This window comes from Streptomyces sp. NPDC057099 (assembly GCF_042671245.1).
In the GTDB taxonomy this organism is placed as follows: domain Bacteria; phylum Actinomycetota; class Actinomycetes; order Streptomycetales; family Streptomycetaceae; genus Streptomyces; species Streptomyces purpurascens.
The window spans coordinates 1-25,418 of the sequence record NZ_JBHUTX010000004.1 but is presented as its reverse complement, the minus strand read 5'-3'; the positions used below and the strand labels follow the sequence as shown (position 1 = coordinate 25,418).

The following is a 25,418-nucleotide window of genomic DNA, read 5'->3' as shown; positions in this document are numbered from 1 at the left end:
GGTCACCTCTCCTTCTGCAGTACGGACAGCGCGGCGATGAGTTCGGCCTGGTGTTCGGGGTGGACGTCGAGCGCGTCGAGCGGGGCGAGCCGGCGCTCACGTTCGGCGTACAGGACCCGGTCGACGTGCTGGGCGAGCAGCCGTCCGGCCCGGTCGCGCAGCCGCAGTGCGCCGTGGGCGCCGAGGCGCTCGGCGAGCCCCTCCCCCGCCATCCGGCCTCGGCGGCCGCCCAGCAGGCCGGTGGCGACCAGGGCGGCGACCAGCTCGGGGTCGGGCGCGACGTTCCGTTCGAGCTCGCTCACCTCGTCCTCGGCGTACTCCTCGAGCTCCCGCCGCCACCGCCGTACGGCCAGCCCGATCCGGTGCTCGGCGCTCTCGGCCGCGGAATCGCGCGGCGCGAGCTCCGGGGCGGCCGCCGCAGGTTCGCGCCGCCAGGCGTCGTCCACGCGCTCGTCAGCGGCGGTGACGGCGCACAGCAGGAGCGTGCTGAGGCTCTCCACGAGCGCGTCGAGGAGTTCAGCGGCGGTGCAGTCCAGGGGGAAGGCGCGCCACCGTTTCAGCGCGTCCCCGGCGAGCACCGCCCCGGTCTGCAACCGGCCGCGCACGCGTTTGTGCTCGCTGTCGTACGCCCCCTCGACGGCGCTGGTGAGCCGCAGCGCGGCCGAGTACTGCGCGGCGGCGGCGCCGGCCAGCTCGGGCATCCGGGACTTGAGCGAGTCGAGGACGCCGTACGCCGTACGCGCCAGGACCTGCTGCCGGGCCGCCGGCTCCTGGGCCTGGTGGATCAGCCAGGTGCGCAGCTGGGCGACGGCGGTGAGCGGCAGGAGGCCGCCGCCGAAGGCCGACTCGGGCAGTTCGGGCACGGTGAAGCGCGGCACGTGCCCGAGACCGGCCTTGGTGAGCAGGGCCCCGTACTGCCGTGACACCTCGGAGACCACCTGGTGGGGCACCCGGTCGAGCACGGTGACGAGGGTGACGTCGTACTCCTTGGCGGTGCGCAGCATGTGCCAGGGCACGGCGTCGGCGTAGCGGGCGGCCGTGGTGACCATGACCCAGATGTCGGCCGCGCAGATGAGCTCGGCGGCCAGGACGCGGTTGTCGGAGACCAGGGAGTCGATGTCGGGCGCGTCGAGCAGGGCGAGGCCGGGCGGCAGCGTGTCGGCGCTCTCGATGCGCAGCACGCGCGCGGGGTCCTCGCCGGGGAGCAGCAGGTCGTCCGTGTCGTTCTGCTGGGGCGCCCACACGCGCGTGAGGTCGGGCAGCACCCTCATCCCGCCGAACCAGTGATGGTCCTCCGGATGGCAGACCAGTACGGGGGTCCGTGTCGTCGGCCGCAGCACGCCCGCCTCGCTGACCCGACGCCCTACGAGGGAATTGACCAGGGTCGACTTCCCGGCTCCGGTCGATCCGCCCACGACGGCCAGAAGCGGCGCTTCGGGCTCCCGCAACCGGGGCACCAAGTAGTCGTCGAGCTGCGCGAGCAGTTCATCGCGGTTGGCACGCGCGCGTGGGGCCCCCGCCAGGGGCAGCGGGAAGCGTGCGGCGGCGACACGGTCGCGCAGGGCGGAGAGTGCGTCGAGCAGCTGAGGCCTTACGTCCAAGGTCACCACATGTGAAGAATGCCCAATTTTAGGGGAATTCTGAAGCATATGAGCATGTCTGCGCGCCGACAGGACACAAGGGATGGAAGGGGCGACTGGGACACAGGCACACTCCAGGCATAACGAGTGCACAACACCCGATGCCTCTGACGCCAAAAGCGGTGCACGATTCGTACCTGCCTGCGATTATCAGGACCGCTTCACCGAACCTCCACATCGAGCCACGGAGGCGAAGCAACAGGGACAAGGACGCGGGAGCCCTATCCTTGTCCCCGGCAACGTCACGGATCAGCCCACACCAGGGCACCACGACAGAGGCCACCACACCCGGCCCCCGTAGCTCAGTGGATAGAGCAGGCGCCTTCTAAGCGCTTGGCCGCAGGTTCGAGTCCTGCCGGGGGCGCAAGTCTCCGCCCTCCCGTTTGGGAGGGCGTTTTTCGTGGCCGGATTCCTCCGCCCGAGCCCCTCCTCCGAAGCCGAGACCCCCTTCCGCACAGACCCGTTACCCAAACTTGGATAGCCTTTCAGCGCCCCCGGCGAGGGAGTCCTCGCCCGCTTCGAAAGGCACCCGTGTTACGACTCGCATGGCGGACCCTTTCGGGACGCAGGGCAGGCTGGGCGGCCGGTTTCGTGGTCCTCGTTCTGGCGCTGGTCATGACGACGGCGTGTGCCGTGCTGTTGGAGTCGAGCGCCCGCGACGCATCGGCCGTCGAGCGCTACGCGGGGACGGATGTGGTCGTCGCCGGGCAGCCGTTCGTGCCGCGGGACGGGGAACTGCGGACGGCGCTGGAGAGGTTGCCGTCCGTCGAGCGAGCCGTTCCCGAACTGTCCTTTCCCACCACGGCGGTGGACGTCTCGGGCAGGGCGGTCGAGGCACCGTGGGACGGGCCGTCGCTGGGGCACTCGTGGGAGAGCGCGGTCCTCGGGCCCTTCACCCTGCGGCAGGGCCGCGCCCCGGCCGGCGATTCCGAAGTCGTGCTCGACGGCGCCTTGGCCGGGCGCCTCGACGCCGAGGTGGGTGACACCGTACGGCTGGCCGGCCCGGACGGGCTGCGTCCGTATGAGGTATCCGGCATCGCCGATCCGCCGCGGCGACTGGCGCGCCAGTACGCGGCGTTCCACACCTCGCGCGAGGCGGAGCGGCTCGCCGGCTCGGCCCAGCCGGTGCGAGCCGTGGGCGTACTGGGGAAGGAGACGACGGACTCGGCGGCGCTTCGGCGGGAGGTGGAGAAGGCCGTCACGGTGTTGTACGGGGATGCGGCCCCGTCACTGGTGGTTGCCTCCGGTGGCGGGCGGGCGGAGGCGGAGTTCTGGGACGTGCCGTCGCCGGCGACCATGCTCTCCTCGCTCGTGGGGACGTTCGGTGTGCTGTCGCTGTTCGTCGCGGGTTTCGTCGTCTCCGGCACTCTGACGCTCGCGGTCGCCGGACGGCTGACCGAGATCGGCCTGTTGCGGGCCGTCGCGGCCACCAAGGGGCAGATCCGCCGGATGATCGCGGTGGAGGTCCTGCTGGTGACGGTGGCGGCCGCGCTCCTCGGTGTTCCGGGCGGGATCGGCGTGGCCATGCTCCTGCACCGGGTGCTGGTGGACGGGGACGTGCTGCCTCCGTCGTTCGCCCTGTCCGTGGGGCCGGTCGCGCCCTGGGCGACCGTCGGGCTGGCCGCTGTGGTGGCGCAGCTCGCGGCGTTCGCCGCCGCGCGGCGCGCTTCGCGGGTGCGGCCGGTGGAGGTGCTCCGCGAGTCGGCCGCTCCGGCGCCGAAGCTCGGATGGCGGCGTGTGCTGCTGGGGGTGGGGGTGTTCGCCGGGGCGGGCGGCTGTCTCGGCGCGGTGGCGGTCGGCCGGCTGGACGGTGGCGGCGGGACGACCGAGAGCATGGTGCTCGTGCTGATGATCGGGATGGCGTTGCTGGCGCCGCTGATCTGCCGGGTGGCCGGCGCGCTGTTCCTGGCTCCGGTGACATGGTTCCTGCCCAGGGACGGCGCGCTGGCGGTCCGCAATCTCCTCAGGCAGAACGCACGGCTGGCCGCCACCGTGACACCGCTCGTGCTCGCCCTCTCCCTCACGGGCACCCTGCTCTGCGTGCCGCTGATCACGTCGCAGGGCGCGCAACAGGCGGAGCGGGAACGTCTGCTCGCCGATCATGTCGTGTCCTCGGCCGGGCCGGGTATCGCGCCGGGCTACGCGGGGCGGGCCGCCCGGCTCCCGGGTGTGGCGGCGGCCTCCGGGCTGTTGTCCGTGGACGGGGAGCTGAGCCGCGCGGACGCGGGCCAGGACGACGAAGCGTCCGTCGTCGGCGGAAGCCTGGTCGCGATGCGGGCCGAAGCGGTGCCCGGCCTTCTGGACCTCGGTGTCCGCTCCGGCTCACTCGACCGCCTCGGTGACTCGTCCCTGGCGCTCGGCGACAGCGCGGCCCGCAGCCTGGGCGTCGCGGTGGGCGACCGCGTCCGGGTGAACTGGGACGACGGCGGCCGGGACGCCTACCGCGTCGCGGCCGTCTACTCCCGTGACCGGGACTTCGCCGACGCGCTGCTGCCCCGCACGTCGGCGGCCCGGCATGCCGCCGCGCCCCTGGACGACACCGTTCTCGTACGGACCGCCCCCGGAGCCGATCGGAGCGCTGTCGAGCGAGAGCTGAAGGCCCTGGCGGCGGATTTCCCGGGCGCGCGGACCGGTGACGGAGCGGAGGAGAGCCAAACAGCGAACCAAACGGAGCGCCAAGCGGAGTCCGGTGCGGCCGCCAACCTGTTCGTCCTGCTGTTGCTGACCATGATCAACGTGTTCACGGCCATCGCCGTCGTCAACACCCTGAGCATGGCGACGGCGGGCCGCCGACAGGAGTTCGCCCTGCTGCGCCTCGCCGGCGCACAGTCCGCGCAGGTCCTGCGGATGCTCGCCTGGGAGGCCGTGCTCACCTGCGGGGTGGCGCTGCTGCTGGCCGCTGTGGCCTGTGCGTCGGTGCTGGTCCCGCTCAGCATCGCGGTGACCGGTTCCGCGGTTCCGGCCCTGGCCGGCGGGCCGTTGGGCGTACTCGCCTTCGGCGCGACCCTGGTCACCGTCGCCACGGTCACGGTCGCCGGTCGCCTGGCCATGCGGAGCGCGGCGGCCACACCGGGGGGCCTGGCCAGGGCCGTCTCCTGACCGCCCCGCTGGAACGTGCGCGCCGTCCGCCCGACCATCCGGCTCAGCGAACAGGGACGAACCGAGACGAATCGAGATGAACAGAAAAGAGAGGTCTTCCCGCCACCCGCTCCCAGGCCCGATCATGGTCCTGGAACCGGATCTGGGCCGAGGAAGGGGCGCGACGTGCGGCTGCGCTGTGCTGTGCTGGACGACTTTCAGAAGGTGGCGACCGAGGTTGTCGACTGGTCGGCGATCGCGGGTGAGGTGGAGGTCGTTTCGTTTGACAGCCATCTGGACGGCGAGGACGCCCTGGCCGCCGCGCTGGCCGAGTTCGACATCGTGGTGACCTTGCGCGAGCGCGTGTCGTTCCCCGGGTCGTTGATCGCGCGCCTGCCCCGGCTGAAGCTGATCGTGGCCTCCGGGATGCGCAACTCGGTCATCGACTACGCGGCCGCCGAGGAGCATGGCGTCACCGTGTGCGGTACGGCCAGTTCCTCGACTCCGCCCGTGGAGTTGACCTGGGCGCTGCTGCTCGGTCTGGCCCGCGGTGTCGTCGAGGAGAGCAACGCCCTGCGCTCCGGCGGCCCCTGGCAGTCCACCGTCGGGGCCGATCTGCACGGGCGTCGCCTCGGGCTTCTGGGGCTCGGGAAGATCGGCAGCCGCGTGGCCCGGGTCGGACTGGCCTTCGGCATGCACGTCAGCGCGTGGAGTCAGAACCTCACCGCGGAGCGCGCCGACGAGGTCGGCGTCGAACTCGCGTCCTCCCGGGAGGACCTCCTCGCGAGCAGCGACTTCGTCTCGGTCCACCTCGCGCTGAGCGACCGTACCCGCGGACTGCTCGGGCCCGCCGAACTCGCGCTCCTCAAGCCGACCGCGTATCTGGTCAACACCTCGCGCGCGGCCATCGTCGACCAGGAGGCCCTCCTCGCCGCCCTGCGCGAGGGCCGGATCGCCGGTGCCGGCATCGACGTCTTCGACGTCGAACCCCTGCCCGCCGACGACCCGATGCGCACGGCCCCCCGTCTCCTCGCCACCCCGCACCTGGGCTACGTCTCCGAGGCCAACTACACGACGTACTACGGCCAGGCGGTGGAGGACATCAGCGCGTTCCTCGCGGGCACGCCCGTACGGCGGCTGCCCTGACGCCCGTACAAGATTGAGACACAACAATGGCCGGGACCCGGTATCGGGTCCCGGCCATCCTCCGCTGCGCGGGTGGACTCTCGCGAGGGGCGCCGCCGCGGACCAGGCGCCTCGGACTCGGCGGGAGTCAGGCCCTCTTGCCGGGGACGACGGCGCTGCTGACACAGGAGACCTGGCTGTGCGCCGTCGGGCAGTCCTGCGACGAGTTGTTGGTGACGGTGACCTTGCCACCCTTGTCGGTGGTGTACGTGTACTGGCTCAGTTCCACGCAGCGAACCTGACCGTTGCCGTCGTCGACGCACTTGCCGGGGTCACCGAGGGCGGAGGCCTGGGCGGCACCGACACCGATCAGAGCGAAGCTCCCCAGAATTCCCGCTGCCGCCGCGATCATCTTCGAGTTGAGCATTTACCTTTTCCTTTGCGGTCGGCTCCCCGCCGCTGGGCGAGGAGCCGTTCCGGACGCATATACGGCTGAGAAGCCAAGAGGCAGGCCCCGCGGCTCGGACACCTGGTTCGAGCCCCGGGGCCTGCCTGTATCACCTGGTGGGGTGATTACTTGCCCAGGGAGAAGGTCTGCGAGCAGGTCACAGACTCGCGCTCGCTGTTGTCCTGGTTGGCGAGACCCAGGATGGCGAGGTTGACGTTCACGTCGTCGATGTTGATGAGTCCCTCACGCGAGTCGTTCTGCTCGCACGACTGGGCCTGCTTGTTGTCGAGCTTGAACTGCTCGTCGCCGTCCGCAGCGTGACCAACGCCAGCGCCGAGGAAGCTGACGCTGCCGAGCATGGCCACGACGACCGCGGCCTTCTGGTACTTGCGCATTACTTCTCCGATTTCTCGAATTGACACAGACCGTAATGGACTGGTCACCGACAGTTGCCAACCTTAGGCGGCGTATGCGCCTCTCGCTGGGCGAAACGCCCAATCACGTAATTTTCTGGATAAAACCTGTAGTACGACCGCGCCGAGCGACGGAGTCGTCAGCCCCTCCCAGAGGGGGCCGTGACAGTGTCGACACAGCTGACCTGGCCGTGAGAGGACGGACAGGTCTGCGTCGAGTCATTGACGACGGTGACGTTGCCGGCCGTGTCCGTGACGACCTGGTACTCACTCGTCTGCACGCAGCGGACGTTGCCCTTGCTGTCCTGGACGCAGCGGCCGGGACCCTGCGCGGAGGCCTGGACGGCGCCGATGCCGATCAGGGCGAAGCTCCCCAGGATTCCCGCCGCCGCCGCGATCTTCTTCGAGTTGAACATCTACCTTTCCCCTTTAGCCAGGCGGCAGGCCCCGGGGCTCGGACCGAGCCCCGGGGCCTGCCTGGATCAATCTGATCAGTGGCCGCCGCGCAGCGAGAAGGACTGCGAGCAGTTCAGCGACTCGCGCTCGCTGTTGTCCTGGTTGGCCAGGCCGAGCAGGGCAGCGACGTTGACGTTGACGTCGTCGACGTTGACCAGACCCTGGGTGCTGTCGTTCTGCTCACAGGACTGGGCCTGCTCGTTGTCGAGCTTGAACTTGCCGTCCCCGCCCGCAGCGTGACCCACGCCGGCGCCGAGGAAGCTGACGCTGCCGAGCATGGCCACGACGACCGCGGCCTTCTGGTACTTGCGCATTACTTCTCCGATTTCTCGAATCGACACAGACCGTAGTGGTCCGGTCACTGACAGTCGCTAAGATAAGCGGCGTTTGGGACTTTTGCCACACGAAACGCCTCGTGGCGTGAGTTTCTTGTGAAAGTGCACGTCGCAGCGCTGCGGCGGTTCCGTCAGGTAGTCCATCCGGGGCCGCCACGCCGACCCAACTCCCCTTCGAGCGGCCGCCGCTCACGACGAGCGGGACCTGCCCCCGTAGCCCGCGCGGAGACGGCGGAGACGGCGGAGACGGCGGTCCCGGCCAGTAGACAGGCCGCGGGGCGGGGATACCCGGACGGCCGCCCATCAGCACCCATTTGGCGGAGCCCCTGTTCAAGATGGGTGATCCGGAGAAGATTTCTCGTGACCGGTCGGGCATCGCCGCGTTGAACGGGCAGTGCGGCAGCGCGTACTGCTGCCGCACTTACCTAGTCAGTAAGGGAGAACGTGATGTCTCGCATCGCGAAGGTTGGCGCTGTTGCTCTCGGCACGAGCGCCGTGGTGCTCAGTGGGGCCGGTCTCGCCGCGGCGGACGCCGGCGCCAAGGGCGCGGCCATCGGCTCGCCCGGCGTCCTGTCCGGCAACGTGGTTCAGGTGCCGGTCCACGTTCCGGTCAACGTGTGCGGCAACACCGTGAGCATCATCGGCGCGCTCAACCCGGCCGTCGGCAACGAGTGCAAGAACACTGACGGCAACAAGAAGGACAGCAAGAAGCACGGCAAGAAGCACGGTCACCGCCACTGACCTCCGCTTGACCCGAGAGCCCCGGCCCCCCGAATGCCGGGGCTCTCCCCATGTCCCCTCACGCGTAGCGGCAGATCCGGTCACGCGTAGCGGTAGATCCGGCCTACGTCCTCCAGCTCCTGCGGCGTCACGTCCCACGGCGGCAGGCTCTGGCGTCGGGCCACGATCCGGCCGTGCTGCCGGTCGTCCCGGCCCGGCGGCGTGGCCGGGAGGTAGCGGGCACCTCGGTGCCGGCGTTGCCAGCGATACCACTGCAGGTCGATGAAGGCGTGGTGCAGCCAGAACACGGGGTCGTTGACGGAGGCGCCGCCGAGCATGTCCCCGCCGACCCAGCCGTGCACCCGGTTGTGGTTGCGCCAGGACGAGTTGTCCCGGCCGGTGCCCCAGCCCTCCAGCTTGTTGCGGAAGCCCCGCGTGACCGTCGAGTCCCAGGGCGCCACGTCATAGACAGGGTCCTTCAGCGCCCGGGCCAGCTCGCTCTTGGTGGGCAGGTCCATCGGTCTGCGGGGGCGTCCGAGCTCCCGGGTGAGGAAGTCCCGGTCGGTCACGTTCACCTTGATGGTCCAGTTGCCGTGCCGGTAGGCGAACGGACCGGTCATCACCTGGTGGTCGGAACGGCGCCCGTCGCCCCCGAGGAGACGGTCCGTCCAGGGCGCGGAGGTGGTCGTGCGGTCCCGCGTCCAGTCCCAGTACGGCACCGTCACCGAGGAGTCCACCCGGCGCAGCGCGCGTTCCAGGTCGAGCAGGAACCTGCGGTGCCAGGGCAGGAAGGACGGCGCCATGTGCGCGGCGCGCAGCCCGTGCTCGCCGTCCGCGGAGAAGTACTCGACGTGCGTCCGGACGAACTCGTCGTACTCGCCACGCCGTTTGACCTCCAGCAGCGCCTTGACGAACCGGCGCTGCTCGGCCCGGGTGAGCGTGGCGGCGTCCCTACGTACGTACGCCACGGCGGGCCTCCGTGTGCGGGTGCCCCGCGCCTCCCTGGCCCGGACCCGGCGCGCGCAGTCGCTGACCGGGGCCGAGTGCGTCGACGGCGGCGCGGGCGGCCTCGAGCGGTGTCCGGTAGGAGCAGTAGTGGTCGACCATGCTCAGCCAGGTGCCGTCGGCCCGGCGCATCAGATGCAGCGGGCGGCCGTCGACGGTGACGTGCCACCGGCCCTGCCCGGCCGGGCCGTGCGGCGGGGTCCACGCCACGCCGATGCGACGGCCTCGGTAGGTCTCGGTGACGGCGGTGCCGCCCGGGGCGTCCCTTCCGAGGCGTCTCGGCCACAAGGCCGCGAACACCGGGACCACCGGGGCCACCAGGGCCGCGACGAGGGCGCAGACCCGCAGGCCACGCGTCACCTCCCGCCGCGACACCTCCCGCCGTCTCACCTGCCGCCGCGCCACCTCCCGCCGCGACACCTCCCGCCGCGACACCTCCCGCAGCGTCACCTCCTGCGGCGACACCTCGCGCCGCATCACCTCCCCCCGGCTCACCTCCCGCCGCGCCACCTCACGCCGCATCCCCTCCCCCCGCGTACCGCCCGCCGGCAGGGCACCCGCCGGGCCCATCGCCCCGTCCCCCGCCGGTCTTCCGTCGATGCTGACGGCCATGGCCCACTCCTCGTCCGGTTCCGGTGTCGTAGCCGTAACCGCCGGACGACCCGCGCGGTCACCGCCGCGCGGCCAGACAAGTGATCACCGATGTGCGTCCCGGCCGGGAGGGGGACCCGTCAGTGGCCGGGCACAAGCGGAGGGCCGGTCCTCGGACATTCCGAGGACCGGCCCTCCGCGGGGCGTGGTTCCAGCCCTAGAACCACAGGTTGCCGTGCAGCGGCTTGGCGTCGTTGACGGTGGACGCGGCGTTCTTCGCGGTGTGGACCAGCGACTCCTTGCCTTCGGCGGTCACGTCGAGCGGGACCTTGGTGCTCACGCCGCCGGTGAGGTCGGTGGACGCCAGGTCGCGAGAGTTCTGAGCGGCCGGAGCGGGCTCGGGGGCGGCGGCGGGCTGAGCGGCCGGAGCGGGCTGCGGAGCCGGCGGAGCAACCGGAGCGCTCTGCACAGCCGGAGCGGGCTGGGGAGCCGGGGCGGGCTGAGCGACCGGAGCGGGCTGAGGGGCGGCCTGGGCGACCGGGGCACTCTGCACGGCCGGAGCGCTCTGAGCGACCGGAGCGCTCTGTGCCGGGGCGGACTGGGCAACCGGGGCGGCCTGGGCGACCGGGGCAGCCGGAGCACTCTGGGCCACCGGAGCGCTCTGCACATCCGGGACGCTCTGAGCGGCGGGGGCGCTCGGGGCGACCATGGCGTCCTGGGCGAACGCCGGGGTCGCGGAACCGGCGGCGATCAGGGACCCGGCAAAGACTGCGGCAGCCTTCAGAGACTTCATCGTGTTCCTTTCTTCGGCAACGCACGTCGCCGGAGTGGTTTCTGTCGCCGTGCCTAACGAGCCCTGGCCTGGGCGGAAACCGGAACTGCCGAAGATTGCCAATACCTCATACGAGATCTATTAAAGGACCGGACCTCCGGGTGTAAAAGAACAATCAGTCGTGGCGCCGCTCGTCGAGGCCGGCACCACGACTGGACGGGCTCACGGGGCCGGCGGCAGCAGCGGCGTCAGCACCGAGACCTCGGGCGCGAAGAAGTCGTCGGGCTCCGCCGCCGGGGTCGTCGAGGTGCTGGACGTCACCGCCGGAACGGCGTCCTCGTCCTGGAGCACCGGCTCGCCCGAGGTCAGTTCGGCGAGGAGTTCGTCCACCCCGCCCAGCAGGTCGTCGACCAGCGGAAGGAGGCCTCCGGCACCACCGGTGATCCCTTGCAGGAGGCCGTCGACAGCCCCCAGCACGAGGTCCAGCAGGTCGGTCACCGGGTCGGCGGCGCGCCGCTCGGGCACCAGGGCGGGAGCGGGCAGGACGGGAGCCGGCAGCACGACCGGCGCCGGGGTCAGGGGTGCCACGGGGGACAGGGTGTACTCGTCCTCGGCGGCCGCCTCGGCCAGGGCGGTCTTCGCGGCGTCACCGAGCTTCGTCGCCTCGGCCGCGGACAGTCGGCCGTTGTCCCGGAGTACGGCGTTCAGCAGGTCGGCGACGGGGGTGAGCGTGCCCCAGTTGATTCTCTGGATCTGTACGAGGCGCACATCGGCGCCGGGAAGCCGGGCATCGGAGGCCGCATGGCCGTGCCCGCGGGTCGAGTCGGCCGCCATGGCGACGGGGCCGGTGATCCCGACCAGAAGGGCGGCGCACAGTGCGCTGGACGCGATGCGCCGTGCGGGCAGAGCACGCATGGGGATTCCTTTCGACGGCGATGGATCTTGAGCCCACCGTGAAAGATCCAAGGCCTTTCCGCAAGCATTCATAGGCTTTTCGGGAATACATAATTCCCTCTTTCGCCGCGTCCGGCCTGATCAGACGCTTTGTCAGGTCGCACCGCCCTCGCCCCTGATGGAGCAAAGGCCCGGCGCCCGCCGGGCGGTGGCACCGCCCGGCACCGGGACGGCGGTCGGAACCAGCAAACACTTGCGATTTCACGATTCCGACACACTTGTCAGACTTCACCGAATTTCATCGACTATGTCCGATTGATGACTAGAGTTGCGAACCGCCCGACGCACTCCTCAGCGCGGACACATCGCACTCGTGGCGCTGCCGCCACGGCCACCTGTTCCGAAAGGGCAACGACCGGTCATGCGCCATTCCCTGGGCCCGCTGTTTCGCCGCGCGACCGTGGGCGTCCTCGCCCTTGCCGCCATGTGGGCAGCCAGCAGTTCCCCGGCCGCCGCGCCGGCCGCGGCGCCCTCGCCGGAGGCCGAGAGCCTCGCCTTCGCCGAGCGGTACCGCGCACTCCAGCACGGCGGCATCGTACGCGCTGCCAACGCCTCGATCACCTGCCGCGCGGCCCAGCGGCCCTCCTGCCCGGACGCGCAGGCGGGCGGTGTCGCGGCCAACGGCGACTTCGACATGTTCTACGTCGACGTCGACCGCGACCCCAACACCTACAACTCCTCCCGCTCCGAGGTCCGCCTGCCCAGCGGCTCCCGGGTGACCTACGCGCGCCTCTACTGGGGCGGCAACCTGCGGGTGGGCGAGCAGAAGCCGCCGGAGGACAACGGGCGGGTGCTGATCGCCGAACCCGGCGGAGAGTACAAGCAGTTGCTCGCCGACACGATCGTCGGCCACCGCGTACTGGACGGCATGGACGCCTTCCAGGCCTCGGCGGACGTGACGGGGCTGGTGCGGGAGGGCGGATCGGGCCTGTACACCGTGGCGCAGATCAACATCGCCATGGGCAGGTCGACGGCCGGGGCATGGGGCGGCTGGACGCTCGTGGTGGCCTACGAGAACCCGTCGGAGCCGCTGCGGAACCTCGCGGTCTGGGACGGGTTCGCCCCGCTCAGGTCCGGATCCCAGGAGGTCCGTGTGACCGGTCTGGGCTTCGCGGCGGGCGCGTGGGGCCGGGCGGGCCTGGTGACGTACAACGGCGACCGCGGCACCGGCGGCGACTCGTTCACCGTGGCGACCGGCCAGTCCGCGACCGCTCTCGGCAACAACGCCAACCCCCGCGACGACGTCCTCAACTCCACCATCAGCGAGCCCGGGGCGGACGCGTCGCGTGTGCCCTCCCACGCCAACACCCTCGGCTACGACTCCGATGTGTTCGACCTCGGAAGCGGTCTGCAGCAGGGCGGCGACCAGGCGACCTTCCGGATCCAGTCCCAGCACGACGCGGCGTGGGCCGGCGTGCTCTTCGTCGCCGTCGACGCGCGGCGGTGAGTCCGTCGCCGTCCGCCCCGAACGCCTTCGCGAGCGAGGAATCCGCGCACATGCATCTGCCATCCACCGCCCCCCATCCCAGAGTTCTCCATCTCACCCAACCGGTGGACGGCGGGGTGGCGCGCGTCGTGACGGACCTGGTCGCGGCACAGCTGTCGGACGGCCTCGACGTCACCGTGGCCTGCCCCGACAGCGTGCTCACCGCGAGGCTGCGCACGCTCGGCGCACGCGTACGGCACTGGCACGCGACGCGGTCGCCGGGTACGTCGCTCGTCCGGGAGGTACGGCATCTGGCACGGGTGATCGACGAGGTGCGCCCCGATCTGGTGCACGCGCACAGCGCGAAGGCCGGACTCGCCGGACGCCTCGCGGTACGCGGGCGGATCCCGACGGTCTTCCAGCCGCACGCCTGGTCGTTCGAGGCGGTCGGCGGAGGCACCGCGGCCCTGGCACTCATGTGGGAGCGCTGGGGGGCGCGTTGGGCCTCGCGCACCGTGTGTGTGAGCGAGGCGGAGCGGGCGACCGGCATGGGCGCGAGGATCACCGGCCGCTGGACCGTCGTCCCCAACGGCATCGATCCGCGGCGCTTCCACCCGGCCACCGCCGGCCTCGTGCGCTCCGGGCTCGCACCGCTGGCCGGCCTCCACCCGGCGGCACCGCTCGTGGTGTGCGTGGGGCGGCTGTGCCGGCAGAAGGGGCAGGACGTCCTGCTGCGGGCCTGGGACGACATCGTGCGCAGGGTGCCCGACGCCCGCCTCGTCCTGGTCGGCGACGGGCCGGACCACGACCGGCTGCGCGAGGACGCCCCGGAATCCGTGGTGTTCGCGGGAGCCGTCACCGACGCCTCCCCCTGGTACCAGGTCGCCGACCTCGTCGTCCTGCCGTCCCGCTGGGAGGGCATGGCCCTGGCGCCGCTGGAGGCGATGGCCTGCGGGCGGCCCGTGGTGGTCACGGACGTGGACGGGGCCCGCGAGAGCCTGCCGCCCTCCTTCTCCGCCCGGTGCCTGGTCCCGCCGGAGAACCCGGCGGCGCTGGCCGGGGCCGTCACCGAGCTGCTGACCGACCCGCTGCTGCGCGAGTCGCTCGGCGACCAGGGCCGCCGGCACGTGCTGTCGACCCACGACGTGCGGCACACCGCCGAGGCCGTCTCGGACGTCTACCGCGATCTGCTCGGCCCATGGACCGCCGCCGTCCCCGGCGCTGAGCACGGTCAGCGGCTCGACACCGGACGTGGCGCCGAACCGAACCGGACGACGCAGCGCGTCGAGCCCACCGAGTACAGGGAGTCCATCCACTCGTGACCGCCGAACGTACCGTGCCCTCCCCCGGCGTACCGCCACGGGAGCACGGATCCTCACCAGTCTCGGTCATGCCGCCGCGCGGCACCGCCACCGGTTTCCGGCTGTCCGCCCCGCGGGGCCCGGCCCGGCCGGCCTCGCCCGTCCCGCTGCTCGCCGCGGACGGCGTCGCCGCCCTGGCGGGCGCGCCGGTGCTCGCCGAGGCCCCGCGCCAGCCGCTGCTCGTCACCCTGCTGATCGTCCTCTCCCTGCTGCTGCGCCGGCGCGACGGGCGGCCGCCGGTACCGGGGCTGCTGGAGGAACTGCCCGCCGTGTGCGGCCGCGTCGCGGTGGCCTGGCTGACGCTCGCGGCGCTCCTGGCGGCATACCGGCCGGAGCACGCGCTGTCCCTCCGTACCGTGCTGGCGGGGCTCGCGCTGCAGGTGACGGCCGGCTGTGTGCTGCGCGGGGCCGTGCACGCGCGGCGGCGCGCCGCGCTGCTGCGCCACCCGCACACCGCGCTCGTCCTCGGCCCGGTCGCGACCGCGCAGCGCGTGGCCGCCGCCGTCCTGCGTCAACCGCGGTGCGGTGTACGGCCGGTGGGGATCGTCGCCGAGCAGTCGGACGGCACCGAGACCCTGCCGGTGCTGACGACCGCCGAGGAGGTCGAGCGGGCGGTCATCCAGAACGGGGTGCGGGCGGTGCTGGCCGTGCACCCCTCGGTGCGCGCCGAACAGGAGCCGCTGCTGAGGGCGCTGGCCGAATCGGGCTGCGTCGTCTGGGAAGTCGACGCCGACTCTCCGTCGTACGCGACGCGGGAGCGGCTGGCCGGGTTCTCCTGCCGGCGTCTGGACCTGTCCCCCACGCGGCACGGCAGCGCCGGCAAGCGGGCCCTCGACATCCTGGTGTCGGGGGCACTGCTGCTTCTGGTCGGCCCGCTGCTGCTGGCCTTCGCCGCGGCGCTGCGGCTCAGCGACGGGCCGGGCGTGGTGTTCCGGCAGGAGCGCATCGGCAGGAACGGGGAGCCGTTCACGCTGCTGAAGTTCCGTACGCACCGCCCGGTCGACGAGCACGAGTCGGCGACCCGGTGGAGCGTGGCGAACGAGGACGAGATGCGCTGGTTCTGCCGGATGCTGCGGCGTACCTCGCTCGACGAACTGCTCCAGCTGTGGAACGTGCTCCGGGGCGACATGAGCCTGGTCGGGCCGCGGCCCGAACGCCCCTATTTCGTCGCGCAGTTCGGCCAGACCTACCCCGGCTACGCGGTCCGCCACCGGATGCGGACCGGCATCACCGGTCTCGCCCAGATCCACGGGCTGCGCGGCGACACCTCGATCGAGGACCGCTGCCGGTTCGACAACGCCTACATCGACGACTGGTCCCTGTGGCAGGACGTGTGCATCCTGCTGCGCACCGCGGCCACGGTGGTACGTCCGACGGGGAGCTGAGCGGTGAGCCTCGCACTGACACCGCTCCCGCGCCGCGTCGTCGCGCTGACGCCGGCGCTTCCCGTGGTGGCCGTACCCGCCCTGCTGGCCCTGCCGCGGGCACCGGACGGCGCCGGGCCCGCCGACGTGCTCTCCGGGCTCGTGGTGGTCTACTGCGTGATCCGTCTCCTGCGCGAACGGCGGCGCCCGCTGTCGCCCGCCGCGGCCGTGGTGCTGGGCCTGCCCGTCGTGGGGCTCGCGATCGCCGCCATGGGGGCGTTCTCACCCCAGGCCGGGCTCACCGGCCTCGGCCGCTATCTGCAGACCTTCGTCCTCGTCCCGGCGGCCGTGCTGCTCCTGCTCCGCGACCGGTCCGGCTTCCGGCTGGTGGCCTGGTCCTTCGTGGGGCTCGGGCTGTGCCAGGGGGCCGTCGGCGTCCACCAGTTCGTCACCCGGACCGGCGCCTCCTACCAGGGCGCGAACATCCGCGCGGTGGGCACCTTCGGGCCGCAGGACGTGATGGGCATGGCGACGGCGGTCTCGCTGGGCCTGGTGTGCGCGGTCGGGATCGCGCTGGGCCGGGTATCCGTACGGCAGCGGGTCATCGCGGCCGGGTGCGCGCTGGTGCTGATGCTGCCGCTCGCGCTGTCCTTCAGCCGGGGAGCCTGGATCGCGACCGCCCTGACCTGCACCGCGCAGCTGGTGCTGACCGGATGGCGGCGCGCGCTCAAGGTGGTCGCGGCCGCGGTCGCCTCCGGCGTGATCCTGGTGGGCGGGTTCGGCGTGGGCTCGGCGCTGCTGCAGCAGCGGATCGACAGCATCGCCCAGGTCGCCGACACCCCCGACCAGTCCGTCGTCGACCGGTACACCCTGTGGGCGTCCGCCACGGACATCTGGCGTGGGCACCCGCTGACCGGCGTCGGGCTGAAGGGCTTTCCCGAGTACCGGGACGGGCACGCCACGCTGGCGCTGTCGTCGGGCAGCGAGACCGACGGCGCGGGGATGGCGTACCAGCGGCAGCCGCTGCTGTCGCCGCACAACATGTACCTGCTGGTGCTGAGCGAGCAGGGCCTGATCGGGCTGCTCGCGCTCGCCGGGAGCTGGCTGGCGCTGCTGGTGTGCGGGGTGCGGCGGCTGCTGCGCGTCCGCGACCGCGGCCCGGGACTCGACTGCGGGCTCGTCGCCTGCGGACTGCTGCTCTGGCTGCTGACCGACTTCGTGTACGGAGACATCGGCGGTCCCTCGACCGTGCTGATCGCCGTGGGCATGGGGCTCGTGGCGTGGTGGGCGCTGGCCGGCGACGACGCGCGTGCGGAGCTGCCCCGGGCCGGGGTGCGCGAGCGCGCCGAGGAGGCCATGGCGCGATGACGGTGGTGCCTTCGCAGACCCCCGGTCCCGAGACGGACGGCGCGACGACCGTGCCCCCGGCGCGTGCCGCCGTCAAGGCCGGGGACGGTGCCGACCCGGCCGCCTCGGCGTCGGCGCAGGCCTCCGGGAGCTTCCTGGCCAGGGCCGCGCTGGTGACGGCGTCGCTGTCCATCGCCGGATCGCTGCTCGGCCTGGTGCGCGACCAGTCGCTGGCGCGGCTGTTCGGCGCCGGGAGCGACACGGACGCCTTCCTGGTCGCCTGGACCGTGCCGGAGTTCGCCGCCACGCTGCTCATCGAGGACGGGCTGGCGATCGCGCTGATCCCGGCGTTCAGCATGGCGCTGGCCCGCCGCGCCCGGGGCGCCCCGGGCGATCCGGTCCGTGCCCTGGTCGGCGCCACCCTGCCCCGGCTGTGCCTCGCCCTGACCGCGGTGGCCGCGCTGCTCGCCGGCACCGCTCCCTACGTGGTCCAGGCCCTGGCACCCGGCCTGCCCGACCCGCGGCTCGCCGTCGACTGCACCCGGATCACGGCGACCTGCGTGCTGGCCTTCGGGCTCGCCGGGTACTGCAGCGCCGCCCTGCGGGCCCACCGCTGCTTCCTCGCGCCCGCGGCGATCTACGTCGCCTACAACACCGGCATCATCGCCGCGATGTTCCTCCTCGGCGAGGGCTGGGGCGTGCGCTCCGCCGCGGTCGGGGTGGCGGCGGGCGGCTGTCTGATGGTGGCGGTGCAGGTGCCGGCGCTGTGGCGGCGACTGGCCTCGCCCGCGCGGCCTCTCGCCAAGGCCGGGGCCGTCGTCGAGGAGCGGCCGATGCAGGTCGCCCTGGTCGCCGCCGTCCTCCTCTTCGCGCTGTGCCGCCAGTCGCAGGTCCTCGCCGAACGCTTCCTCGCCTCCGGCCTGCCCGCCGGCGCCATCTCGCACCTGAACTACGCGCAGAAGGTCGCCCAGATCCCGATGACGCTGTCGCTGATGGTGTGCACGGTCACCTTCCCGGTGGTGGCGCGGGCGCTCGCGGACGGCGACACCGCACGGGCCCGCAGCCGCGTGGAGCGGGATCTGGCGCTCGCCGCCGCCCTGGTGCTGCTGGGCATGTGCGCGGTGATCGCCTGCGCCCCGCAGATGATCGAACTGCTCTTCCAGCGGGGCGCGTTCACCGCGGGCGACACCGCGGCGACGGCGGACGTCATGCGCGTCTACGCCCTCGGACTGCTGGGCCAGACCCTGGTGGGCGCCCTCGTGCGCTCCTACTTCTCGGCGGGCCGGGCCAGCTGGTATCCGCTGGGCGCGATGACGGCGGGCATCGCCGTGACGTCCTTCATCGGCGCCGCAAGCGTGCACTCCTGGGGCGTGGCGGGGATCGCCGCCGCCAACGCCCTCGGCATCACCGTCACGGCCGCCCTGCTGCTCGCCGGGCTGCGCACGGGGCGTCGCGACAGCCCGCACAGCGTCTCGGTCCGTGTCCCGCAGGTGCTGGCCGAGCTGAGCAGGCTGGTGGGCGCGGCCGTCGTCGCCACGCTCGCGGGGGCGTTCGCCGCGAGCCTGCCGGACTCCCCCGCGGCGGGACTCGCGGCCGGCTTCCTGACCGTGACCTTCGTCTTCGTCCCGCTCACCTGGGCCCTCGGTGCCCAGGGCCCCGCGTCCGCTCTGCGCTCCCTACGCGCCGTCACACGAAGGCTCACACATGGCCGCTTCCGTTGATTCCCTCGACACCGGCAGACCCCCGGCCCCGCACAGGGGCCCCGTCCCCTGGGTGGCGATGTACCACTCGGTGGGCGACTGCTCGGACGACCCGTACCGCATCACGGTCACACCCGAGCGGCTCGACCGGCAGCTGGCGTGGCTGCGCCGCCGGGGGCTGCGGGGCGTGTCCGTGGCCGAGCTGCTCGCCGCCCGCGCCCGGGGCGAGGCACGGGGCCTGGTCGGGCTCACCTTCGACGACGGGTACGCCGACTTCGTCACCGAGGCCCTGCCGTTGCTGCGCCGCTACGACTGCCGCGCGACCCTCTTCGTGCTGCCCGGGCGGCTCGGCGGCGACAACGCCTGGGACCCGCTCGGCCCGCGCAAGCCGCTGCTGACCGCGGACGGCATCCGGCACGCGGCCGCCGAGGGCGTGGAGATCGGCTCGCACGGACTGACGCACGTCGACCTCACCCGGGCCGACAACCTCACCCTCAGGGCCGAGGTAGGCGAGAGCCGGGCGCTGCTCACGGAGCTGACGGGCGCCTGGGTCGACGGCTTCTGCTATCCGTACGGCACGGTCGACGCCCGCGCCGTCGAGGCCGTACGGGAAGCGGGCTACACCTACGCCTGCGCCATCGACCCGGGTCCGCTGACCGGTCCGCACGCCCTGCCGCGGGTGCACGTGGGCCAGAACGACACGGCCATGCGCCTGCACCTCAAGCACCGGCTGCACCGGCTGCGCCGGCGGCCGGTGGAGGGCCTGTGAGATGAGAGCTCTGCACATCATCACCGGCCTCGGCGTCGGCGGCGCCGAGCAGCAGTTGCGGCTGCTGCTGCGTCATCTGCCCGTCGACTGCGACGTCGTGACGCTCACCAACCCCGGGGCGGTCGCCGAGGGCCTCACCGCCGACGGGGTCCGCGTCACGCACCTCGGCATGGGCGGCAACCGCGACCTGGGCGCGCTGCCGCGGCTGGTCAAGCTGATCCGGGCCGGCGGCTACGACCTGGTGCACACCCACCTGTACCGGGCCTGTGTCTACGGGCGGTTCGCCGCACGCCTCGCCGGGGTCCGGGCGGTCGTCGCCACCGAGCACTCCCTGGGCGACTCGCAGATGGAGGGCCGCAGGCTGACCGCGGGGGTGCGCGGGCTGTACCTCGCCAGCGAGCGGCTCGGTTCGTCGACGGTCGCCGTCTCCTCGACGGTGGCCGGCCGCCTGGAGCGCTGGGGCGTGCCCGCGCCGCGCATCGAGGTCGTCCCGAACGGCATCGACCTGGACCGGTTCCGCTTCGACGCGGAGCGGCGCGAGCGCACCCGCCGCGAGCTCGGCCTGCCGGAGGGAGCGTGGGTCGTCGGCGGTGTCGGCCGGCTCAGCCGGGGGAAGCGGTTCGATGTCCTCGTCCGCGCGCTCACGCTGCTCCCGAAGGACCACTGGCTGCTGCTGGTGGGCGGCGGCCCCGAGGAGCCCTTCCTGCGCCGCACGGCCCAGGAGGCCGGTGTGGCCGGCCGCGTCGTGTTCGCCGGCGAGCGTCCCTATGTGCCCGACGGTTCGTCAGGACCTGACCTGCCCTCGCTCACCTCGGCGATGGACCTGCTCGCCTCCCCGTCCACCGAGGAGGCCTTCGGCCTGGCGGCCGTGGAGGCACTGGCGGCAGGACTGCCCGTGCTCTACGCCTCCTGCCCGGCCATCGAGGACGTACGGCCGCCGGCCGCCATCGGCGTCCGGCGGGTGACCGGCGGCCCCGAGGCATACGCCCGCGCGATCGCCGAGGTACGGGCGGCCGGTGCCCGGCCGCGTACGGCCTCGGAGGTCGCGCGGCACTACAGCATCACCCACTGCGCGGCCCGTCTCACGGACGTGTACGCGGCAGCGGTCTCCAGTTCGACGTCCCCCTCTTCTCCGGGAGCCAACTCCTCATGACCGACACTCCGATCCGTCAGCGTCCCCTGTCCCTGGCTCGTCTGCGGGGGCTGCCCCTGTGGTCCGTGGTCGCGGCCGGCACCCTCGCCGGGGGCCTGCTCGGCGGTTCGTACGGCCTGCTCACCCCCGCGACCTACACGGCCACCAGCTACGTCATCGCCGTGCCCGCGGGGAAGTCCTCGCCGGACGCCGCCCTCGGGTTCGCCCAGGCGTACGGCCGGGTCGCCACGCAGCTCGCGGTGCTCGGGGACGCGCAGGTGTACGCGGGTGTGCCGGTGCGCACCCTGCAGCGCAGTGTGCGCACGGCGACATCGCCGGACGCGCCGATGGTCGCCGTCTCGGCCACCTCCTCGAAGCCGGGCCTCGCCGTCGACATGGCCAACGCGGTCACCCGCTCGCTGACCCGGCACGCGGACGACACCCGGGGCAACACGCATGTGCGGCTCGTGCAGTTCTCGCGGGCGGTGGAGCCGAGCGAGCCGACCTCCACGTCGACGGCGGTGACCGGTCTGGTCGGTGCGAGCGCGGGCGGTCTGCTGGGCGGCCTGGCCCTGCTGGCGCGGCCGCGGAGGAACGGCCGGGAGGACGAACCCGCCCCGGCCCCCTCGGTGCCGAGCCCGGCCGCCGCCGCCGATGTCCGCGGACAACGGTGACGGCGGCGGGCCCGAGCGGATCAGCCGGACTACCACCAGTCCAAGCGCAGGCAGAGCTTCCCGCCGAGCCACTCCTCCACCCAGCTGCCGAGGTCCAGCGGCGTGCAGCCCGCCGGGGGCGTCGCCGTGCCGGGCGGGGTCGGCTTCGGGGTGGGCTCGAGGGACGGGGCCGCCTGGTCGGTACGGCCGAACAGGGCGGACCGGTAGAGCTGGGACGACTTCGGGTTGGCCCCGCACTGCCACACACCGTGCGGGCAGTAGTCGGTCAGCGTGTTGTAGAGCGGCTTGTGCTCCTCCATCCAGGCGAGCATGTCCCGCATGTAATCGGCATTGTCACCGTTGCGGAAGAGCCCCCATTCCGGATAGGAAATGGGCTTGCCGTGAGCCTTGGCGAAATCCACATGGTCCTGCAACCCGTAGGGCTCTTTCACCTGTTGTTCGAACGACATCCCGGCCGGCTGGTCGTAGGAATCCATGCCAATGATGTCCACCGTGTCGTCCCCCGGATAGCATTTCGTCCAGGGAACGGCGTCGCGGCCACGGCTCGGCGTGAAATCGAACCGAAAATTCTGGCCCGGCACGGAACGCATGGTGGTGACGATCCTGTTCCAGTACTTCTTCCAGGCCTCCGGGTCCGGCCCACAGCGATGGGTGTACGTGGTGCCGTTCATCTCCCAGCCGAGCACGAGGACCGTGTCCGGCACCTTCAACTCCACCAGCCGCTCGGCGAGGACACGGAAGTGGTGATCGAACTCCCCGGCCGCGCCCCGTTGCAGCAGCCGCCGGACCTCGTGGTCGGAGATGCCCTCCTCGTTGCGTTCCTGCATGGGGACGTTGAGGACGAGCATCCGGTCGGCCTTCTTGTTGCGCCAGTGCGCCCACACGTCCAGGAACCCGGGAGCGCCCTCGATGTCGCGCCAGCGGTGGCCCGGCAGATAGGTGTGGCCGGCGCGCAGCTCCGTACCGCCCAGCCAGTGGCTGAACAGCGGCATCCGGGCCACGCCGCGGGCGTCGGACTTGAGGAAGACACCGAAGGCCGGGGCCGGCTCGCGCGCCGCCGGGGTGGTGGCGGCCGGGGCCGGTGTCGACGGCTCGGGGACGGCCGGCGGTGCGAGGGCCGAGGGCGTGGCCACGGGCGGCGGCGGGGTCGGTGCCGGAGCCCGTGGTTCGGCGGCTCGCGCCACTCCCACCCCGGCCACGGGGCCGGACGCCAGGGCGGCCGACGCGGCGACCGCCGCCGCCCCCAGGGCCAACCGGCGGACACCGGCCCGCTTCTGCTGTGGGGCCATGCCTGCTCCTTTTTTCGCTCTCGTCCGGACTACTGCCTCGGCTTTTGTTATTGACGGGCAGTCATACGAAGTCAGTCACAGAAAAGCCAGTGACGCCACCGCCGTTGCGGCTTTCGAGTGCCGGGCTCGCCCGTGCGGGTGAGCCGAACGAAAAGAAAGAGAGAATTCGTGTCGCTGCTCGATACCCGCGTCCCCGCTGTAGTAATGCGGATCGACCGGAACCCTTTTCACCACGGAACACTGGGAGCCGCGCGTTCACTCGGCAGAGCGGGCGTGGACGTACACGTCGTCGCGGATTCCGCGGGGAGTCCCGTCGGCGCGTCACGCTATGTACGCCATATGCATTCCCCGCCACCGCCGGGAGCCTCCCCGGACGACATCCTCGCGGTGCTGCGCCGCGTGGCCGACCACATCGGGCGGCCCGCCGTCCTGGTCCCGATGGACGACGCGACCGCGATCGCCGTGAGCCGGATGCGGGACGAACTCGCGCCCTCCTACCTGCTGCCGGCGATGCCGAACGCCCTGGCGGAGCGTGTCGCCGACAAGGCGGAGCTGGCCGCCGTGTGCGCGGCCACCGACGTCCCGTACCCGGAGACGCTGGTCCCGGACAGCCCTGCGGAGGTCGCCGACGCCATGCGGCGGCTCGGGCTGCCGGTGGTGGCGAAGTGGAGCCGGCCCTGGCTGCTGCCCGCGGGCAGCGGACTGCGCAGCACGGTGCTGGTGCGGTCCGTGCAGCAGGCCCGGGAGCTGTTCGTGCGCACCGGCGAAGCGGGCAGCCGGCTGCTGCTCCAGGCGTATCTGGCACCGGGGCCGGACCGGGACTGGTTCTTCCACGGCTACGCCGACCACTCGGGGACCGTGCGCGGGGGCGGTCCCGGCCGCAAGCAGCTGGCCTGGCCGCGCGGGGCGGGGCTGACCGCGGTGGGCTGCTGGACGCCCAACGCCCAGGTGCAGGCGCTGGCCGAGCGGCTCGTCGACGCGCTGGGCTACCGGGGCATTTTCGACCTCGACTTCCGCCGCTGCGGCACGACGGGCCGCTACCACCTGCTCGACTTCAACCCGCGCACCGGCGCCCAGTTCCGGCTCTTCGCGGACAGCGCGGGTCTCGACGTCGTCCGGGCCCTGCACCTGGACATGACGGGCTGTCCGCTGCCGGACGGGTCCCCGCTGGCCGGGCGGACCTTCGTGGTGGAGAACTACGCGCCGCTGGCCGCGCTGAGCGCGGCGCCGGGCGGACGTGAACGCGAACTGGCCTGGTACGCCGGGGACGACCGCTCCCCCGGACGGGTCATGTGGGCCCTGTGGTGCCGGCATGTGTCCCGCCGGCTGCGTGAACGGCTGGGCACGACGACGCCGGCGGTGGCGGAGCCGGCGCCTCGGCTGATCCCCCGGGCAGCCTCGCCCTCCCTGACCGACAACGAGAAAGCGAGCAGTTGATGGTGTACGACCTTCTGGTGGTGGGCGCAGGCCCGTACGGCCTGTCGATCGCGTCCCACGCGGCGGCCGCCGGGCTGAACCTGCGCGTGTTCGGCCGGCCCATGGCGTCCTGGCGGGACAACATGCCCCGCGGCATGTTCCTGAAGTCGGAGCCGTGGGCGTCCAACCTCTCCGACCCGGCCGGGCGGTGGCGGCTGGACGTCTACTGCGCGGAGCAGGGGCTGACGGCACGGCACGCGAAGCCGATCCCGGTCGAGGCGTTCGCGCAGTACGGCCTGTGGTTCGCGCGCAACGCCGTGCCGGGGGTGGACGAGCGCACGGTGACCCGCGTGTCGGCCGGGCCCGGCGGCTTCACGGCGATCGCCGAGGACGGGGAGGAGGTGCACGCGCGGGCGGTGGCCCTGGCGGTCGGGGTGATGCCGTTCGTCGAGGTACCGCAGGCCCTGCGCGGACTGCACCCCGCGCTGGTGACGCACAGCAGCCACCACAGCGACCTCGACCGTTTCCGCGGCAAGGACGTCACGGTGATCGGCGGCGGCCAGGCGGCCCTGGAGACGGCGGCGCTGCTCGCCGAACAGGGCACGCGCGTACGGGTGCTGGCCCGGGCGGAACAGCTGGTCTGGAACGACGTGCCGCCGGCCTGGGAGCGCCCCTGGTGGCAGTCGGCCCGCTCCCCGCACAGCGGCCTCGGCCCGGGCTGGCGGAACTGGTTCTACGCGGAGCGCCCGGGCCTGTTCCGGCGGCTGCCGGAGCCGACCCGGGCCCGCATCGCGACCACGGCGCTGGGGCCGGCGGGCGCGTGGTGGGTGCGGGACCGGGTGGAGGGTGTGGTGGAGCTGCTGCCGGGCCATGAGGTGGCCGCGGCCTCCGCGGTGCCGGGCGGGGTCCGGCTGGACACGGTGAGCCGTACGGGCGCCCCGCGCAGCCTGGAGACCGAACACGTCATCGCCGCCACGGGATTCCGGGCGCGCTGCGACCGGCTCGGACTGCTCGCCCCCGAGCTGCGCGGCACGCTGGCGGCACTGCCCGACGGCTCCCCGCTGGTCGGGCACGGCTTCGAGTCCTCCCACCCGGGCCTGTTCCTGGCGGGCCTGGTGACGGCCTCGGGCTTCGGCCCGGCCATGCGCTTCGTCCAGGGCGCGGCCTTCACGGCGTCGACGCTCGTCGGAGGCGTACGCCGCCGGCTCGGTGCGATGCCCGCGGCCGGCACCGTCCCCGCGCCCGTGGACGGCAACCGGACCGAGTCGCCCTCGCCGGTGCGCCGCTGACGGCACATCGCACGGTGGCCCAGGGCCGCTGACGGCTACGAGCCGTCAGCCGCCCCGGTTGCAGTGGGGGGGCCCCCCCCGCCCGGGGCGGAGGGTGGGGGGGCGGGCGCCCCC

Annotated in this window: 23 protein-coding genes and 1 tRNA gene; 14 read left to right on the top strand and 10 right to left on the bottom strand. The window is 72.7% G+C overall.

The features are described from left to right. Positions 1–2 precede the first annotated feature (2 nt). On the bottom strand, positions 3–1,610 hold the full coding sequence (locus tag ACFT4A_RS06970; RefSeq protein WP_382826672.1) for a dynamin family protein: 1,608 nt from the start codon (positions 1,608–1,610) through the stop codon (positions 3–5). Positions 1,611–1,931: 321 nt separating this feature from the next. Between ACFT4A_RS06970 and ACFT4A_RS06965 the strand changes: the two genes are divergently transcribed. The 3 genes from ACFT4A_RS06965 to ACFT4A_RS06955 all read left to right on the top strand — a co-directional run bounded on the left by ACFT4A_RS06965 (position 1,932) and on the right by ACFT4A_RS06955 (position 5,864). Beyond that, a tRNA-Arg gene (locus ACFT4A_RS06965) sits at positions 1,932–2,004 on the top strand. Between the two features lie 227 nt (positions 2,005–2,231). Then, a complete protein-coding gene (locus tag ACFT4A_RS06960; RefSeq protein ID WP_382826670.1) occupies positions 2,232–4,739 on the top strand; it encodes an ABC transporter permease in 2,508 nt (835 codons plus the stop codon). A 165-nt stretch (positions 4,740–4,904) separates the two neighbouring features. Beyond that, complete coding sequence (locus tag ACFT4A_RS06955) at positions 4,905–5,864, top strand: D-2-hydroxyacid dehydrogenase family protein (RefSeq protein ID WP_382826669.1); 960 nt, start codon at positions 4,905–4,907, stop codon at positions 5,862–5,864. A gap of 127 nt (positions 5,865–5,991) precedes the next feature. On the opposite strand, the gene ACFT4A_RS06950 is transcribed toward ACFT4A_RS06955, so the two are convergent. From ACFT4A_RS06950 to ACFT4A_RS06935, 4 genes are all read right to left on the bottom strand, one after another. Beyond that, positions 5,992–6,270, bottom strand: coding sequence for a hypothetical protein (locus tag ACFT4A_RS06950; RefSeq protein ID WP_382826667.1), 279 nt, complete (start codon positions 6,268–6,270; stop codon positions 5,992–5,994). A gap of 146 nt (positions 6,271–6,416) precedes the next feature. Next, positions 6,417–6,686 (bottom strand): hypothetical protein, encoded by a 270-nt coding sequence (locus ACFT4A_RS06945; RefSeq protein ID WP_359894185.1) that lies wholly within the window; start codon positions 6,684–6,686, stop codon positions 6,417–6,419. A 158-nt stretch (positions 6,687–6,844) separates the two neighbouring features. Further along, positions 6,845–7,120, bottom strand: coding sequence for a hypothetical protein (locus tag ACFT4A_RS06940; protein WP_382826665.1), 276 nt, complete (start codon positions 7,118–7,120; stop codon positions 6,845–6,847). Between the two features lie 75 nt (positions 7,121–7,195). Further along, positions 7,196–7,474, bottom strand: coding sequence for a hypothetical protein (locus ACFT4A_RS06935; protein WP_382826664.1), 279 nt, complete (start codon positions 7,472–7,474; stop codon positions 7,196–7,198). Positions 7,475–7,942: 468 nt separating this feature from the next. Between ACFT4A_RS06935 and ACFT4A_RS06930 the strand changes: the two genes are divergently transcribed. Beyond that, entirely contained in the window at positions 7,943–8,236 is a 294-nt protein-coding gene (locus ACFT4A_RS06930; RefSeq protein WP_382826663.1) for a chaplin family protein, read from the top strand. Positions 8,237–8,316: 80 nt separating this feature from the next. On the opposite strand, the gene ACFT4A_RS06925 is transcribed toward ACFT4A_RS06930, so the two are convergent. The 4 genes from ACFT4A_RS06925 to ACFT4A_RS06910 form a co-directional block, all read right to left on the bottom strand. Further along, a complete protein-coding gene (locus tag ACFT4A_RS06925; RefSeq protein ID WP_382826662.1) occupies positions 8,317–9,183 on the bottom strand; it encodes a tyrosinase family protein in 867 nt (288 codons plus the stop codon). Beyond that, entirely contained in the window at positions 9,167–9,832 is a 666-nt protein-coding gene (locus tag ACFT4A_RS06920) for a tyrosinase family oxidase copper chaperone (RefSeq protein ID WP_382826661.1), read from the bottom strand. Before ACFT4A_RS06920 ends, ACFT4A_RS06925 begins: the two co-directional genes overlap by 17 nt. A gap of 196 nt (positions 9,833–10,028) precedes the next feature. After that, complete coding sequence (locus ACFT4A_RS06915) at positions 10,029–10,604, bottom strand: hypothetical protein (RefSeq protein WP_382827169.1); 576 nt, start codon at positions 10,602–10,604, stop codon at positions 10,029–10,031. Positions 10,605–10,805: 201 nt separating this feature from the next. Next, positions 10,806–11,498: a hypothetical protein gene (locus ACFT4A_RS06910; RefSeq protein WP_382826660.1), complete on the bottom strand. Its 693-nt coding sequence runs from the start codon at positions 11,496–11,498 to the stop codon at positions 10,806–10,808. Positions 11,499–11,898: 400 nt separating this feature from the next. Here ACFT4A_RS06910 and ACFT4A_RS06905 point away from each other — a divergent pair, with 400 nt between their 5' ends. Genes ACFT4A_RS06905 through ACFT4A_RS06870 form a run of 8 tightly spaced genes read left to right on the top strand, consistent with a single transcriptional unit; the run spans position 11,899 to position 21,310 of the window. After that, entirely contained in the window at positions 11,899–12,984 is a 1,086-nt protein-coding gene (locus ACFT4A_RS06905) for a DUF3344 domain-containing protein (protein ID WP_382826659.1), read from the top strand. 50 nt (positions 12,985–13,034) lie between these two features. Further along, positions 13,035–14,285, top strand: coding sequence for a glycosyltransferase (locus tag ACFT4A_RS06900; protein WP_382826657.1), 1,251 nt, complete (start codon positions 13,035–13,037; stop codon positions 14,283–14,285). Next, the gene (locus ACFT4A_RS06895) at positions 14,282–15,709 is read left to right on the top strand and encodes an exopolysaccharide biosynthesis polyprenyl glycosylphosphotransferase (protein WP_382826655.1); all 1,428 of its coding nucleotides are present in this window, start codon (positions 14,282–14,284) and stop codon (positions 15,707–15,709) included. Before ACFT4A_RS06900 ends, ACFT4A_RS06895 begins: the two co-directional genes overlap by 4 nt. A 3-nt stretch (positions 15,710–15,712) precedes the next feature. Further along, positions 15,713–17,056: an O-antigen ligase family protein gene (locus ACFT4A_RS06890; RefSeq protein ID WP_382826653.1), complete on the top strand. Its 1,344-nt coding sequence runs from the start codon at positions 15,713–15,715 to the stop codon at positions 17,054–17,056. Then, positions 17,053–18,756, top strand: coding sequence for a murein biosynthesis integral membrane protein MurJ (gene murJ, locus ACFT4A_RS06885; protein WP_382826652.1), 1,704 nt, complete (start codon positions 17,053–17,055; stop codon positions 18,754–18,756). Before ACFT4A_RS06890 ends, murJ begins: the two co-directional genes overlap by 4 nt. After that, complete coding sequence (locus tag ACFT4A_RS06880; RefSeq protein WP_382587397.1) at positions 18,740–19,504, top strand: polysaccharide deacetylase family protein; 765 nt, start codon at positions 18,740–18,742, stop codon at positions 19,502–19,504. Before murJ ends, ACFT4A_RS06880 begins: the two co-directional genes overlap by 17 nt. A 1-nt stretch (position 19,505) precedes the next feature. Further along, positions 19,506–20,657, top strand: a complete 1,152-nt coding sequence (locus tag ACFT4A_RS06875; protein ID WP_382826651.1) for a glycosyltransferase — start codon at positions 19,506–19,508, stop codon at positions 20,655–20,657. Beyond that, entirely contained in the window at positions 20,654–21,310 is a 657-nt protein-coding gene (locus ACFT4A_RS06870; protein WP_382826649.1) for a lipopolysaccharide biosynthesis protein, read from the top strand. Before ACFT4A_RS06875 ends, ACFT4A_RS06870 begins: the two co-directional genes overlap by 4 nt. A 29-nt stretch (positions 21,311–21,339) precedes the next feature. On the opposite strand, the gene ACFT4A_RS06865 is transcribed toward ACFT4A_RS06870, so the two are convergent. After that, complete coding sequence (locus tag ACFT4A_RS06865) at positions 21,340–22,599, bottom strand: glycoside hydrolase family 26 protein (RefSeq protein ID WP_382826647.1); 1,260 nt, start codon at positions 22,597–22,599, stop codon at positions 21,340–21,342. Positions 22,600–22,767: 168 nt separating this feature from the next. Here ACFT4A_RS06865 and ACFT4A_RS06860 point away from each other — a divergent pair, with 168 nt between their 5' ends. Both ACFT4A_RS06860 and ACFT4A_RS06855 read left to right on the top strand, forming a co-directional pair. After that, the gene (locus ACFT4A_RS06860; RefSeq protein WP_382826646.1) at positions 22,768–24,036 is read left to right on the top strand and encodes an ATP-grasp domain-containing protein; all 1,269 of its coding nucleotides are present in this window, start codon (positions 22,768–22,770) and stop codon (positions 24,034–24,036) included. After that, positions 24,036–25,304 (top strand): NAD(P)-binding domain-containing protein, encoded by a 1,269-nt coding sequence (locus ACFT4A_RS06855; RefSeq protein WP_382826645.1) that lies wholly within the window; start codon positions 24,036–24,038, stop codon positions 25,302–25,304. Before ACFT4A_RS06860 ends, ACFT4A_RS06855 begins: the two co-directional genes overlap by 1 nt. Positions 25,305–25,418: the final 114 nt, after the last annotated feature.

What these genes read in the sequence shown, in the direction of transcription:
- ACFT4A_RS06950 (WP_382826667.1), bottom strand. Translation starts at nt 6,270, where the DNA reads ATGCTCAACTCGAAGATGATCGCGGCGGCAGCGGGAATTCTGGGGAGC.
- ACFT4A_RS06945 (WP_359894185.1), bottom strand. Translation starts at nt 6,686, where the DNA reads ATGCGCAAGTACCAGAAGGCCGCGGTCGTCGTGGCCATGCTCGGCAGC.
- ACFT4A_RS06940 (WP_382826665.1), bottom strand. Translation starts at nt 7,120, where the DNA reads ATGTTCAACTCGAAGAAGATCGCGGCGGCGGCGGGAATCCTGGGGAGC.
- ACFT4A_RS06935 (WP_382826664.1), bottom strand. Translation starts at nt 7,474, where the DNA reads ATGCGCAAGTACCAGAAGGCCGCGGTCGTCGTGGCCATGCTCGGCAGC.
- ACFT4A_RS06930 (WP_382826663.1), top strand. Translation starts at nt 7,943, where the DNA reads ATGTCTCGCATCGCGAAGGTTGGCGCTGTTGCTCTCGGCACGAGCGCC.
- ACFT4A_RS06920 (WP_382826661.1), bottom strand. Translation starts at nt 9,832, where the DNA reads ATGGCCGTCAGCATCGACGGAAGACCGGCGGGGGACGGGGCGATGGGC.
- ACFT4A_RS06915 (WP_382827169.1), bottom strand. Translation starts at nt 10,604, where the DNA reads ATGAAGTCTCTGAAGGCTGCCGCAGTCTTTGCCGGGTCCCTGATCGCC.
- ACFT4A_RS06910 (WP_382826660.1), bottom strand. Translation starts at nt 11,498, where the DNA reads ATGCGTGCTCTGCCCGCACGGCGCATCGCGTCCAGCGCACTGTGCGCC.
- ACFT4A_RS06905 (WP_382826659.1), top strand. Translation starts at nt 11,899, where the DNA reads ATGCGCCATTCCCTGGGCCCGCTGTTTCGCCGCGCGACCGTGGGCGTC.
- ACFT4A_RS06900 (WP_382826657.1), top strand. Translation starts at nt 13,035, where the DNA reads ATGCATCTGCCATCCACCGCCCCCCATCCCAGAGTTCTCCATCTCACC.
- murJ (WP_382826652.1), top strand. Translation starts at nt 17,053, where the DNA reads ATGACGGTGGTGCCTTCGCAGACCCCCGGTCCCGAGACGGACGGCGCG.
- ACFT4A_RS06880 (WP_382587397.1), top strand. Translation starts at nt 18,740, where the DNA reads ATGGCCGCTTCCGTTGATTCCCTCGACACCGGCAGACCCCCGGCCCCG.
- ACFT4A_RS06875 (WP_382826651.1), top strand. Translation starts at nt 19,506, where the DNA reads ATGAGAGCTCTGCACATCATCACCGGCCTCGGCGTCGGCGGCGCCGAG.
- ACFT4A_RS06870 (WP_382826649.1), top strand. Translation starts at nt 20,654, where the DNA reads ATGACCGACACTCCGATCCGTCAGCGTCCCCTGTCCCTGGCTCGTCTG.
- ACFT4A_RS06865 (WP_382826647.1), bottom strand. Translation starts at nt 22,599, where the DNA reads ATGGCCCCACAGCAGAAGCGGGCCGGTGTCCGCCGGTTGGCCCTGGGG.
- ACFT4A_RS06855 (WP_382826645.1), top strand. Translation starts at nt 24,036, where the DNA reads ATGGTGTACGACCTTCTGGTGGTGGGCGCAGGCCCGTACGGCCTGTCG.